This window comes from Occallatibacter savannae, assembly GCF_003131205.1.
GTDB lineage: Bacteria > Acidobacteriota > Terriglobia > Terriglobales > Acidobacteriaceae > Telmatobacter > Telmatobacter savannae.
The window spans coordinates 1-12483 of sequence record NZ_QFFY01000003.1 but is presented as its reverse complement, the minus strand read 5'-3'; the positions used below and the strand labels follow the sequence as shown (position 1 = coordinate 12483).

The 12483-nt window shown below is 60.0% G+C and carries 13 protein-coding genes; 9 read left to right on the top strand and 4 right to left on the bottom strand.

Annotation, left to right across the window (positions count from 1 at the left end; all coding sequences use genetic code 11):
* Positions 1-2: 2 nt before the first annotated feature.
* The 5 genes from DHV10_RS11795 to DHV10_RS11775 all read left to right on the top strand — a co-directional run bounded on the left by DHV10_RS11795 (position 3) and on the right by DHV10_RS11775 (position 4658).
* A complete protein-coding gene (locus DHV10_RS11795; RefSeq protein WP_239461576.1) occupies positions 3-1232 on the top strand; it encodes an HlyD family secretion protein in 1230 nt (409 codons plus the stop codon).
* A 146-nt stretch (positions 1233-1378) separates the two neighbouring features.
* Entirely contained in the window at positions 1379-1894 is a 516-nt protein-coding gene (locus DHV10_RS11790; protein WP_109486584.1) for a PilZ domain-containing protein, read from the top strand.
* A gap of 89 nt (positions 1895-1983) precedes the next feature.
* The gene (locus DHV10_RS11785) at positions 1984-2649 is read left to right on the top strand and encodes a metal-dependent transcriptional regulator (protein ID WP_239461573.1); all 666 of its coding nucleotides are present in this window, start codon (positions 1984-1986) and stop codon (positions 2647-2649) included.
* A gap of 144 nt (positions 2650-2793) precedes the next feature.
* Positions 2794-4074, top strand: coding sequence for an Nramp family divalent metal transporter (locus tag DHV10_RS11780; RefSeq protein ID WP_239461711.1), 1281 nt, complete (start codon positions 2794-2796; stop codon positions 4072-4074).
* 65 nt (positions 4075-4139) lie between these two features.
* Positions 4140-4658, top strand: coding sequence for a DUF1648 domain-containing protein (locus tag DHV10_RS11775; protein WP_109486581.1), 519 nt, complete (start codon positions 4140-4142; stop codon positions 4656-4658).
* Between the two features lie 588 nt (positions 4659-5246).
* Here DHV10_RS11775 and DHV10_RS11765 read toward each other — a convergent pair.
* Positions 5247-5522: a DUF4242 domain-containing protein gene (locus tag DHV10_RS11765; RefSeq protein ID WP_109486579.1), complete on the bottom strand. Its 276-nt coding sequence runs from the start codon at positions 5520-5522 to the stop codon at positions 5247-5249.
* Between the two features lie 147 nt (positions 5523-5669).
* Between DHV10_RS11765 and DHV10_RS11760 the strand changes: the two genes are divergently transcribed.
* The 3 genes from DHV10_RS11760 (at position 5670) to DHV10_RS11750 (ending at position 8580) form a co-directional block, all read left to right on the top strand.
* Entirely contained in the window at positions 5670-6191 is a 522-nt protein-coding gene (locus DHV10_RS11760) for a DUF2393 family protein (protein WP_162601452.1), read from the top strand.
* Positions 6192-6446: 255 nt separating this feature from the next.
* Complete coding sequence (locus DHV10_RS11755) at positions 6447-7400, top strand: OmpA family protein (protein WP_109486577.1); 954 nt, start codon at positions 6447-6449, stop codon at positions 7398-7400.
* A gap of 301 nt (positions 7401-7701) precedes the next feature.
* Complete coding sequence (locus DHV10_RS11750; RefSeq protein WP_109486576.1) at positions 7702-8580, top strand: SDR family oxidoreductase; 879 nt, start codon at positions 7702-7704, stop codon at positions 8578-8580.
* 14 nt (positions 8581-8594) lie between these two features.
* On the opposite strand, the gene DHV10_RS11745 is transcribed toward DHV10_RS11750, so the two are convergent.
* Together DHV10_RS11745 and DHV10_RS11740 are read right to left on the bottom strand one after the other, a co-directional pair.
* A complete protein-coding gene (locus tag DHV10_RS11745) occupies positions 8595-8996 on the bottom strand; it encodes a DUF1801 domain-containing protein (protein WP_109486575.1) in 402 nt (133 codons plus the stop codon).
* A 120-nt stretch (positions 8997-9116) separates the two neighbouring features.
* Positions 9117-9764 (bottom strand): hypothetical protein, encoded by a 648-nt coding sequence (locus DHV10_RS11740; protein ID WP_109486574.1) that lies wholly within the window; start codon positions 9762-9764, stop codon positions 9117-9119.
* 221 nt (positions 9765-9985) lie between these two features.
* On the opposite strand from DHV10_RS11740, the gene DHV10_RS11735 reads away from it, so the two are divergent.
* Positions 9986-11602: a M28 family peptidase gene (locus tag DHV10_RS11735; protein WP_109486573.1), complete on the top strand. Its 1617-nt coding sequence runs from the start codon at positions 9986-9988 to the stop codon at positions 11600-11602.
* 115 nt (positions 11603-11717) lie between these two features.
* Here DHV10_RS11735 and DHV10_RS11730 read toward each other — a convergent pair whose 3' ends face one another.
* Positions 11718-12116, bottom strand: coding sequence for a hypothetical protein (locus tag DHV10_RS11730; RefSeq protein ID WP_109487139.1), 399 nt, complete (start codon positions 12114-12116; stop codon positions 11718-11720).
* Between the last annotated feature and the right edge of the window lie 367 nt (positions 12117-12483).

Genomic DNA, 12483 nt, shown 5'->3' with positions numbered 1-12483 from the left:
ACGTGGCGGAAACATCCACAACGACAGTGCAGGCGCCGCGCGATGAGAGCACAGAGGTGGCGCAGCCCCCTTCTCGCCGCAAAGGGATCATCATCGCGGTGGTGGTGATTCTGGTACTGGTAGCGATCGGATTCTGGTGGCACTCGACGTATTACGAGGACACGGATGACGCGCAGATCAATGGGCACCTGATCCAGGTGAGTTCGCGCATCAACGGCCAAGTGATCAAGGTCAATGTTGAAGAGAACCAGCAGGTGAAGAAGGGCGACCTGATCGCCGAGCTCGATCCGCGGGATTACGAAGTGGCGGTGGAGAATGCAAAGGCGGCATTGGCCAGCGCCGAGGCGTCTGCCACGGCTGCCAAGGTGGCTGTTCCGATCACGAGCATCAACACCGGGAGCAACCTGGCGTCGGCGGGTTCCGATGTGACTGCCGCATCCGCGGGCATCTCACAGGCGCAGTCGCAACTGGCAGCAGCTCACGCGAAGGTGGTGCAGGCTGAGGCGAACAACGCGAAGGCGCAGTCGGATCTGCAGCGCTACAAGCCGCTGGTCGAGAAGGACGTGATCAGCAAGCAGCAGTATGACGCAGCCGTTGCGTCGGCAGATGCGGCGAAGGCTTCGGTCGACGATGCACATGCCAACGAGCGCGCAGCGGCGGATGCGGTGCGGGTTGCGAGCGAGAAGGCATCGCAGGCGCAGGCGCAGTTGAAGTACGCACAGACGGGTCCGCAGCAGGTTGCAGCGCAGAATGCGCGGTACAAGCAGGCAGAAGCAGAAGTGCAGAAGGCGCAGGCGCAGCTGGACCAGGCCAACCTGAACTTGAGTTACACGAAGATCATCGCGCCGGTGGCGGGCATCATTACGCGCAAGAGCGTGGAGATCAACCAGAACGTTGCGGCGGGACAGAACATGCTGACGCTGGTGTCGCTTGAAGACTTGTGGGTGACGGCGAACTTCAAGGAAACGCAGTTGAAGCATATGGGTCCTAACCAGGCGGTGAAGATCCACGTGGACGCGACGGGTAAGGAATACGACGGAAAGATCACGCAGATTGGCGGAGCGACGGGATCGGTGCTGTCGCTGTTTCCGCCGGAGAATGCGACGGGCAACTACGTGAAGGTGGTGCAGCGTGTTCCGGTGAGAATCGATTTTGATAATCTCAACCAGGAAGACCCGAATCATGCGCTGCGGCCGGGGTTGTCGGTGGAGCCGAAGGTATCGGTGAAATAGTCTCGAGCTGCCAGTTACTAGTCGCCAGTAATAGCTTTGGCCAGCTCTTCGAGGAATCGGGGAGCTGGTTTTGCGTTTGGGGCAGGAGACTCTACAGGAACTGAATTTTTGTGCGGGGCTCGCCGATAAGTACGTAGAGGAGAGTCATGCGCAATCCGCTGCGGAATCCGATGATGAACCAGGAGCGGGAGCTCTATGTGATCAATCGGCAGGGGGTGTACGGAGTCCGCAGGGTGGGCAAGAAGCCTCTGATGCTGAGGGCGCTGCATATGATCTTCCCGGATCAACGCAGGCACAGGCGGATCGCGATGCCGCCGATTGTGGCATTCATCGGCATCTCTTCGAAGCGGTACGTGGTGGGAGATATCAGCAATTCCGGATTGTTTCTTGTGACGGAGGATCGATGGATGCCGGGCAGTCCGATGCCGCTGAGTTTGGTGAGGACGGATTCGGGCGACGTGGAGGAGTTTGTCACGGTGGAGGCTTGCGTGGTTCGGAACGCGGAAGACGGCGTCGGGTTCAAGTTTCTTCTTGCGGACGATGAGGGTGAGGTGGATGATGCCGGGCTGCCGGGAGCGCGATGGGCAAGCGCGCTGGAGATGATGCGGTTTGTGGCGGGGTTGGAGAGGTCGACCGTGGAGATGGGCAGCGCGGCGAACTGAGCCGTCCTGGGTGCGTGCGGATTTTGGGATTGTGCTGCTGAATGGCAGCGGAGTTTTCATCGCGGAAAAGCAGTAGAGTGAATGGGACGATGAAAGACGCGATCCAGGTTTCGAAAGAAAACTATCTCAAAGCCATTCTTGAGGGCGAGTCGGAGGGCAGGCAGGTGATTCCAGCGATGCTGGCGCACTGGCTGGAGGTGTCGGCTCCGGCGGTGACGATGGCGTTGAAGCGGCTGCGGCGCGACGGGTACGTGGAGATGAGCGAGGACGGGATTGTTCGCCTGACGCAGACGGGCAAAGAGACCGCTTATCGGACGGCTCTGCGGCATCACCTGATCGAGCGCATGCTGAAAGAGATTTTCGGGATGGCGTGGTACGAGATCCACGATGAGGCGGAGCGGCTGGAGCATGCGGTGTCGCCGGCTTTCGAAGCAAAGCTGAAGGAAAAACTGGGGGAGGGCGGGGCGTGTCCGCATGGGAATGCGGTGCTGCCGGAGAAGCCAGCGGAGCGGAAGAAGCGCGGGGAGGTGCCCCTGTCGGAGGCGACGGCGGGGGAACGCTACCGGGTGACGAGCCTGCAGGAGCGAGACTCCCAACTGCTGCTCTTTCTGCATCGTATGGGCGTGGGGCCGGACCAGACGCTCAAGGTTGTGAGCCAGAACTACGATCAGACGGTATCCATTGAGCTTCCGTCGGGGAGTTCGATCCTGGGAAGGCCCGCGGCGGAGGCGGTCTGGCTGCGCCCTGAAGCTTAGGTAATCTGCAATAATAATTTCTATTAACCTAAGTTAACTTGTGCCATACTACGACTGGATAGAGTCGGCTGTCCTTCTTGTCTGTTTTTCATGGCGACAGAGATCACAAATCCGGGAAGGCTCAACGAGCCTTCATTGCCCGAAGTGCATTCGAGCGTGCGTATTTCTGGTTCGCGCGTGTACTGGAAGAGGCTGCTTGGTTTTATCGGGCCGGGGTTCCTGATTTCGGTCGGGTATATGGACCCGGGGAACTGGGCGACGGACATTGCGGGTGGATCGCGGTTCGGATACACGCTGCTGTTCGTGATCATGCTGTCAAACCTGATGGCAATCCTGCTGCAGAGCCTGGCGCTGAAACTGGGGGTGGCGACGGAGCGCGACCTGGCGCAGCTGTGCCATGAGAGCTTCGGGAAGAAAGCGAGCATCCTGCTGTGGCTTGGGGCGGAGATTGCGATTGCGGCGTGCGACCTGGCGGAGGTGATCGGGTCAGCCATTGCACTGCAGTTGCTGTTTCACATTCCGCTGTTGTATGGGGTGCTGATTACGGGCGTGGATGTGCTGCTGATCCTGCTGCTGCAGCGGTGGGGGTTCCGGTATGTCGAGGCGCTGGTGATTGTGCTGATCGGGACGATTCTGGCGATGTTCGGGGTGCAGGTCTTTCTGTCGAGGCCGGAGCACCTGACGGCGTTGAGGAGTTTGGTGATTCCGTCGCCGCAGATCGTCACGAATCCGGCGATGCTGTATATCGCGATCGGGATCCTGGGCGCGACGGTGATGCCGCACAATCTTTATCTGCATTCTTCGATCGTGCAGAGCCGGAACTACAAGCGAACGCCTGAGGGCAAGCGCGAAGCCATCCATATGGCGAATGTGGATTCGGCGATGGCGCTGACGCTGGCGCTGTTTGTGAATGCGGGAATCCTGATTGTCGCGGCGGCGGTGTTTCATCGCAGCGGGCACTTCGAGGTGGCGGCGATTGAGGACGCTTACAAGCTGCTGAGTCCGCTAGTGGGGGCGGGGTTTGCGAGCACGCTATTTGCGGTGGCGCTGCTGGCGTCGGGGCAGAACTCGTCGATAACGGGGACGCTGGCCGGGCAGATCGTGATGGAGGGATTCGTTCACCTGAAGGTTTCGCAGTGGCTGCGACGGCTGATTACGCGCGGGCTGGCGATTGTGCCGACGATCCTCGTGGTGTGGTTCAACGGCGAGCGGGGGACGGAGAAGCTTCTGATCCTGAGCCAGGTGATCCTGTCGCTGCAGCTGAGCTTTGCGGTGATTCCGCTGGTGATGTTTACGAGCGACCGCGCGAAGATGGGTGAGTTTGTGAACGCGCGGTGGCTGAAGGGGCTGGCGTGGAGTGTGGCTGTTCTGATTGCAGCGGCTAATGGGTGGCTGCTGGTGCTGATGACGCAGGGCAAGGCGTAAGTAAAGGGCGGCCCACAGGGGATTTGGCCTTATGCTTGTCTGTACCTGTCAGATTGAGGTCAGCCATGCGTAAGACGATCGAAGTGCCGGGCCTTGTCGTGTTGGGGTATCTCTTCTGGATCACCTATTGGGCTCTGAACGGGCCGGATCGCCTACCAGACCGAGTTCCGACACACTTCGATATCACGGGGCGGCCGAACGCGTGGGGTTCGCCGGGAGTTCTCTGGATTCTGCCGGTGGTCGGACTGGGACTTTACCTGCTGATGACCGCGCTGGCGAGCATTCAGTTCAGGACTTTCAATCTGCCGGTGCGGGTGACCGAGATCAATCTGCCGTTCATTCAGCAGAAGACGCGTGAGATGGTGGCACTGATCAAGATGGAGATTCTGTGCCTTTTCGTCTACATCCAGAGCGGGATCATTAACGGCGCCAGGATCGGAGCGTTCCGGTTGTCGCCGGGGATCGTGCCGGTATTCATGGCGGCGATCTTCGCGACGCTTGGAATTTACATGGTGGTGATCATCCGGGGCGCGCGGGCACGCGCGGAGACGGTGGCAACGACGGAATATGTCAGGAATGATTGAGGACCGGCGTGAATGCGTGTGGGAGCGTTGGATTCTCGTCGGGGCGTGAGTGCGCGCGAGAGAGTTAGAAGATCCAGACGCTGGCGACCAGCGTGACCATCGCGGCAATGGTGACGACCTGATAGATCAGGTCCTCCTTGCGAGAGGGTCTTACCGCAACTGCAGAGGGGGAGGAATTCATGCCTGTTGCCTTTCCAGAAACTCGCGGCGTTGTGCGCCGGGCCCTTCAGCACTATCGCTATTAAGATTCACTTCAGTTCTGTTGTGAATCAACCAAAAGTGCTAGGGGTCAAGTTACTGGAGTACCAGAGCGGGCATGCGACTATCGTCGCTCGTGTTGGGAGCGAGTGCTTCGAGGGGGGAGGAAGTTGAATCCCATGTCTCCAGAATCGGGAGACATGGGGCACCCGGCTTTCGTTCGAGTAGGGCGAGCAGATGTTCCCATGCCTCCAGAAGGAGGAGACCCTTCGGCAAGCTCAGGGCGGGCTATGGGGTACCCGTTGGAACGGGGAGAGAGATTGATCATCCCCGGTCCCCAACGGCGAGGGACCGGGGGCACCCGGAGGGTTGGGATAGGGAGTGTGAATCTCAGGCTTCGGAGGTGGTGGGGTCGATGATGGAGGTGACCCTGGCGACGGAGTTTGCCGGGAAGCCGCCCTGCTTTGCGTGCTCACGGACCAGCTCTTCGTTAGGCGCGTTGTAGATGCAGTAGATCTTGTCGCCGGTGACGTAACTGTGGACCCACTGGATTTCTGGGCCGAGTTTGCGGAGGACTCCGCAGGAGGTCTGAGAGATGGATTGGAGCTCGGCGGGCGAGAGTTTGCCGGCGCCGGGGACTTCGCGTTCGATGACGTATTTGGGCATGTGGCCTCCGAGAGATTGGGCGGTGCAGCATCGGACGCATGTCCGAATGTAAATCCGCCCGGGTCGCGCCAGTGTATCCGGTTCCACGGCGCGTGGGGAATCCTTTGTTGCAAACGAGATGGGCGCTCTTCGGTGTAGAATCCGCTCGTGAGTACAGGACCTCAACTTGTTCCCCCGACTGAGCCGCGCGAGCGGAACTGGATGCCGCTGGCGATTGCTGCGGGCGTGATTGTCGTCGTCGCGGCGGTCGTGATCTTCGTGATGGAGCGGGGAAAGGGGCCGGCGGCGGTTACGCCGATTTCAGCACAAGCCGACCCGTATGCGGCCAGCCTCCCGATCAGCGAAGTGAAGATGAGCGAGAGCAGCAACCTGGCCGGAGGGAAGGTCACGTACATCGACGGGCACATCACGAACAGCGGGAGCAAGACGGTGACCGGGATTTCAATGCAGGTCTTGTTCAGAAACGCGGCAAACGAGGTGGCCCAGAACGAGACACAGGCTGTGAAGTGGATCAGGACGAGGGATCCCTATATCGATCTGGAGCCGGTGTCAGCGGCACCCTTGAAGCCCGGAGAGGGACGGGATTTCCGGCTTATTTTTGACGCGGTGACCGAGGGCTGGAACGGGGTTTACCCGGAGATGCGGATTGTGCGGGTTGAGGCTAAGTAGCTTAAAAACCGCTGGATTACCCGGTAAGACTTACCGCTGACTGTAAAAATTACTATCCAAGAATTTGCCGATCGTTCTGGGTTCCGCAGCGAGAGACCGGAAGCAACCCAGTTAATCCGTTCAGAACATACAACTTGGTTTTTTCTGCACAGGGGTGGTGCTTTTGGCATGCCTGATGCACTAAGGATGGCGAGCAGCACAGTCTGTTCACCCGCAGTCGACCGCGGCATTCGCAACATCAGGGGTTAGACAAAAATGAAGAACGACATTAAAGCAAGAATTATGGTTCCAAGCCAGGTAGCCGTTCTCGCCCTGGCTTCGGCTGTCGCGATCCCCGCGATGGCACAGCAGACGCAGCAGCCAGATGCCAACACCCAGAATGCTCCGGCGGCCGCGCAGCAGACACCGACCTCCACTCCTCCGGCGACAGCGACGCAGCCGATCCAGGAGCAGAAAGAGGGATTCTGGGGCCGCGTCAATCCGATGGCGCGCAAGAAGTGGGTGAAGAAAAGGCTCGATCCGATTAACGATCGCCTGACTGAGCTCGACCAGGTGAACTCGAAGAACGCCAGCGACATCAAGGACGTTGATGCTCGCGCCACCGCAGGCATCAAGAAGGCGCAGGACGCTGCTGAGGCTGCGAACCAGACGGCGACACAAGCCGGCGACCAGGCTAAGAAGGCCAATGATACGGCCGTTGCAGCTTCGGGACACGTTGACACTCTGAACACGACGGTGAACGGGCTCGATACCTACAAGCCGATCAGCGACGTTGCGGTTCCGTTCAAAGGTGGCAGCCCGGTGCTGTCGAAGGATGCAAAGGCTAAGCTCGATGACATGGCGAAGAGCCTGGAAGGTCATCAGGGCTTCATCATCGAAATTGAAGCGCGTTCGCCTGCGGCAGGGGCAGCAGGAATCGCGAGTTCGCAGCGTGAGGCAGAGGCTGTAAAGCGCTACCTCGTAACCGAGCATGACATTCCCGTCTACCGTATGCACGCAGTCGCACTGGGCAACGCCCACATCGAAGACACCACGCAGGTGGCGAGCAATGCTTCCGCAGATCAGACCGCGCCGAAGCCGGCTACGCATCGCCGTGAGCGGATTCCCAGCGAAGTGCATATCAAGTTGATGGAAAACAGTTTGGCGGCCCAGGGCACCACATCCCCCCATGGTATGGCGTCCTCGACCGGCACGGAGCAGCACCAGTAAAGGTGCTGAACAGCCACCCCCCTGAGGCTCCCTTCCGCGCCGACGGCTACCCCGCCGTAGGCCGCCAATAGAGCTCTCGCAACACGAGAGAACCAAGGCAACTTGGCCCCCGTTAATGACGGGGGCCGTTTTTTGTTTAGGGACAGATTCCGCAGAATCGCATGTTCAAGTTCTTCGGCGCGAATGCCCGATTCCGACTTTTCCGCTGACACGGTCGGGTATGACTGCTACTGTATGGGGCATCAGTTCTGAATCCCCGCCCAAGTAGATCCCAACTCAGGAACGATCGAGGAGGTCAGCCGTGTCCAAGGTTCTGATTACTGGAACGAGCAAAGGTATCGGATATGAAACGGCGCTGATGTTTGCGCGCGCCGGGCACCAGGTGTTTGCCACGATGCGGAACCCGTCGCAGTCTGACCTGGGCGAAGTTGCGGCCCGTGAGAAGCTGCCCATCGCCATCTCCGTGATGGACGTGGATTCCGACGAGTCGGTCCGGAACGGAATCGCCCGGATCACTGCGGAGCACGGCGCGATCGATGTGCTGGTGAACAACGCCGGCGTGGAAGCGTTCGGAGCAGTCGAGGAGCTTCCGCTCGCCACTTTCCGAACGACGATGGAGACGAATTACTTCGGCTGCATTCGAACGATCCAGGCGGTGGTCGGGCAGATGCGGGAGCGGCGCAGCGGCTGCATTGTGAACATCTCTTCGGTTGCCGGGCGGCTTGCGAGTCCGCCGCTCACGCCGTACATGGCATCGAAGTGGGCGCTCGAGGCCCTGAGTGAAGGACTTGCTGGAGAGCTCAAGTCCTTCTCGGTGCGAGTGGCAATTGTAGAGCCGGGGATCATCGATACATCCATGGCCCGCCGCATCGGGATACCTCAGGATGAGTCTCCATACCGGCAGACAGAGAGGTTCGCAAATCTGTTTGCCACATCAGTACAGCAAAATCCAGTGCCGCCAACGATCGTGGCACAGAAGGTTCTGGAGATCGTGGAGAGCGGGACGTGGCAGTTGCGGCATCCAGTCGGGCCCGACGCCGCGCCTTTCCTAGGATGGCGCAACTCGATGACCGATGAGCAGTGGGCAGACCTGAACGCGAGCGACGACGAGGTTTGGTACGACAGAATTCTGCGCGACTTCGGACTCGATACGCGGCCGAAGACTGTGGCCGCCGATTAGGGACATCATCTCCGTCAGCCGTTTTCGATGCGCGTTTTGATGTCGGCCCATGCTGACTCAATCAATCGGGTCAGTGCTTCGCCGTCTATCTTTGCCTCTGCGGTGATCTTGACGTGGCGCATGCGCTTGCCGGAGCCCTGGAGCAAGCCTGCGGGATCGCGCAGAAATGCGCCATGAAAGAAGCCGACATTGACGTGGGCCTTGAAGACGGCGACGTAGGCGAAGGGTGCGTCGCCGAGGCAGGCTGTGGGGCAGCCGTCGTGGATGAGCTCGCGGACCTCGTCGCCGCAGCTGCGCATGAGCTGAAACCAGTGGTGGGCGACTCGGCCGAGAGGGCGGTCGTGCTGGTGGAACCAGTCGTCGATTGCGGGATCGTAGGCGACGGCGCCGTTGAGTCGAAAGATGTCGTTGTTCATTCTCGTGTGAATGGCGTTTGGGATTGATACCCGCTCATCGCGAAAAAGCCCGCGATGAACGGGGCACAGTGATGTCAGACAGAAAGCTTACATCGGCAAATCGAGATCTTGGATGTGGGTTCAGCTCGTTTCGAGAGTTGGCCCTGACGGTAAGAGTCGTGCGATGAGGTTGAAGAGGATAGGGCGGAGCAGGTAGAGGACGATGACGAAGAACATGATTTCGAGCCCTTCGCTGAAGGCGTACATGCCGGAGGAGGCGTCCTGGATGGCGATGATCTGTGCGGCGGTCATGCCGGTGGTGATGGACTGGTACTTGATCATCGCGTAGCGCTTGACGAGCATGAGATTCCAGGCAAGCTCCCAGATGAGGAAGAAGCAGGCGATCTCATAGGCGGTGCGCAGGATCCAGTTCAGCTTTCGGAGGAAGCGGGAGTAGCGGTCTGATTTTGATGGGGCGCGGTCGTTGAGCACCGAGAGGATGGCGAAACCGATGGGGCCGAGTGCGGCGAGAAGGAGCCAGAGGCTCGATTGGCTTTTGGAGCGGATGACGAGATAGCTGCCGGTGAGGTAGAGCGCGAACACGGCGGCGAACATGGCCCAGATGATGCCGGTCTTGAGCGAGTTGAGCAGGTGCCAGTTGCGGACGTAGTTGGGGTGTCCGGCGGCGAGTTCGGGATTGATGAGGCTGAAGAGGAATCCTCCGCTCAGCATAACCACAGGGATCAGCAGGAGCAGGAGAAGCGCGACGAGCGTTTGCTTCTTGATCATGCGCGGCCTTCTGGTGGAAGTTAACTTACTTTATAATGCAAAGTAAGCGAAGTCCAGATGATTTTTCAGCTGTTCGCTGTTAGCTTTCAGCTTTCAGCTCTCAGCTTTCAGCTTTCAGCTATTGGCTGGCGGGGTTGCTTTGTGGGGCGGGAAGCAATAGCTTGAACTCATCTTGCGTTGAGGAGAGGCGTGTGGACCTGCGTTCTTTGCGGTTGGCGGCTATGGTTTGCGGTGGGGCGTTGTTGTTGCCGATGGGGGCGACGTTTGCGGCGGCACAAGAGGCCAGTAGCGGCGACAAGGTGGATCTGGGGGCGCTGACGGAGATCAAGAATGAGGCGTTCAACCGTTCGCAGGTGATGGAGAATCTGTTTTTTATCTCGGAGGTGTATGGGCCGCGGGTGAATAACAGCCGGAATCATCGCGCGGCGGCTGAGTGGGCAATGAAGCAGTTGAAAGAGTGGGGTCTCACGAACGTTCACCTCGAAAAATGGGGGCCGTTCGGGGATGGGTGGCAGATCAAGAAGTACTATGGCGCGCTGGAGTCGCCTGCTTATGCTTCGCTGATCGGGTTTCCGCTGGCATGGACGCCGGGGACGAACGGTCCGGTGACGGCCGAGGCTGTGCTGGCTCCGCTGCACTCACAGGAGGACTTCGCGAAGTACAAGGGCAAGCTGAAGGGCAAGATCGTGCTGATCTTCGATCCGCGCGAGCTGGCGCTGCACACGGAAGCGGAGGCGCATCGGCTAACGGATGAAGAAGTGGCGGCGCGGACGAAGACTCCGGATCCATCGCAGACAGGGTTCTTCCCGAGACGGCCGGGAGCTGCGACGCCGCGGCCCGGAGAGTACACGCCTGCGACGCTGTCGACGGCTGCGCCGACGGGGCGCGTATTGCGCAACCAGGTGAATGCCTTTTTGAAAGAGGAGGGTGTGGCGGTGGCGCTGACGCCGGGATACAACGGCGATGGCGGTACGGTGTTTGCGTCGTATGGCGGATCGCAGGATCCGAAGGATCCAGTTGGGCCACCGATGGCGGCGATTACGCCCGAGCAGTACAACCGGATCTGCAGGCTCATCGAGCACGGGATGACGCCGAAGCTGACGTTCGACATCGAGACCGAATACCAGAAGGACGACCAGATGGGCTTTAACGTGATCGGGGAGATTCCCGGCACGAGCAAGGCGGATGAAGTGGTGATGGTTGGCGGGCACTTCGACAGCTGGCAGGGCGGAACGGGCGCGACGGACAACGGGACGGGTTCAGCGGTGGCGATGGAGGCGGTGCGAATCCTGGCCGCGCTGCACAAGCCGATGGCGCGGACAGTGCGTGTTGCGTTGTGGGGCGGCGAAGAGCAGGGGCTGTATGGATCGCTCGCGTATGTGCAGCGGCACTTCGCGCCGCGGGACACGATGAAGAAGACTCCGGAGTACGACAAGCTGGATGTGTATTTGAACGACGACTCGGGGTCGGGGAAGTTTCGCGCGGTGTCGGCGCTGGGGAACGCGCAGCTGGCCGCGATTTTCGAGTCGTGGATTGCGCCGATCAAGGATCTGGGGATCGATTCCGCTGTCGGGTTGACGGCGGGTCCGCAGAGGGAGCCGGGCGGAACGGATTCGACGAGCTTCTCGTGGATCGGATTGAATGGCGTTGGGTTCATGCAGGATCCGCTGGAGTATGGGACGAGGACGCACCACTCGAACATGGATCTGTACGATCGCGTGCAGAAGGGCGATGTGATGCAGGGAGCGATGATCGAGGCGTGGTTTGCGTACAACGCGGCGACGCGGGCGGAGATGCTGCCGCGGATTGAGACGCCGGGGCCGGTGGAGAAGAAGTAAGTTCCAACTGGTTGGGGATCATCGAGTCTTGGTCTCCCAGGTCCGGAGACACGGATCTCCACCCCGCGAACAAGTTCGCGGGGACCCCGGACCTGGGGCACCCGGCGATTGCGGGTCAAGCTACTGCGGATCGACGCTGGAGAAGGAGCATGGCGAAGATTGCTCCGGCGAGGATGTCGAAGGACATGCAGAAGGCGGGCCACCAGACGGGGACGCCGGGATCCTGAATGATGAGGTGGTGGAACCAGTCGTAGAGGCCATGGCCGGCGAGGGCTGCGGCGGTGATCCACTGGCTTGTTTTGAAGCCGACCACTGCCAGAACGATGAAGGCTGCTGCTGCGATGGATTCCGCCAGCACGACGTGCAGGGTTGCGCCCATGACGGCGAAGAGGATGTAGTAGTGGGCGACGACGAGAACGACGGTGGGATAGAAGACGCGATCGCGGTCGAATTTGGTTAGCGCGGCGAAGAGGCAGACGGTGATGGCGATACCGATTCCGATCAGGTAGGGCATGTCTTGCTCCTGAGTCGTGATGCGGGAGAGGAATTGATTGTAGCTGTCTGTGCAATAGATCGGGAATGGGTCTTCGTCCCGAGGGAAGTGCAGATGGCTTGGCGATGCTCTCCAGGGGAGAACTGCGGATCCCTCCACTTCGGTCGTTCGCTGGAGGCGAACGACCTGCGGTCGGGATGACACGGTGTGTGTTGTTGTGATTTCAGCAGCCTGAAGGCTGCTGCTGCCTCCGGTTAGCCGCAACCGTGTGGTTGCGTTTCGCGGTGCGGAAAAGGTTTGGACTAACGAGCTGGAAAGGCAAAAGCAGATCCTTCGCTCCGCTTACCCCAGAGCCGACTTCGTCGTCTCCGGGGCCCCAGGCGTGCTC

Bases quoted from the DNA above. Each gene is read 5' to 3' on its own strand.
- DHV10_RS11790 (WP_109486584.1), top strand. From the start codon at position 1,379: ATGCGCAATCCGCTGCGGAATCCGATGATGAACCAGGAGCGGGAGCTC.
- DHV10_RS11755 (WP_109486577.1), top strand. From the start codon at position 6,447: ATGAAGAACGACATTAAAGCAAGAATTATGGTTCCAAGCCAGGTAGCC.
- DHV10_RS11740 (WP_109486574.1), bottom strand. From the start codon at position 9,764: ATGATCAAGAAGCAAACGCTCGTCGCGCTTCTCCTGCTCCTGCTGATC.
- DHV10_RS11730 (WP_109487139.1), bottom strand. From the start codon at position 12,116: ATGCCCTACCTGATCGGAATCGGTATCGCCATCACCGTCTGCCTCTTC.
- DHV10_RS11765 (WP_109486579.1), bottom strand. From the start codon at position 5,522: ATGCCCAAATACGTCATCGAACGCGAAGTCCCCGGCGCCGGCAAACTC.
- DHV10_RS11775 (WP_109486581.1), top strand. From the start codon at position 4,140: ATGCGTAAGACGATCGAAGTGCCGGGCCTTGTCGTGTTGGGGTATCTC.
- DHV10_RS11735 (WP_109486573.1), top strand. From the start codon at position 9,986: ATGGTTTGCGGTGGGGCGTTGTTGTTGCCGATGGGGGCGACGTTTGCG.
- DHV10_RS11745 (WP_109486575.1), bottom strand. From the start codon at position 8,996: ATGAACAACGACATCTTTCGACTCAACGGCGCCGTCGCCTACGATCCC.
- DHV10_RS11785 (WP_239461573.1), top strand. From the start codon at position 1,984: ATGAAAGACGCGATCCAGGTTTCGAAAGAAAACTATCTCAAAGCCATT.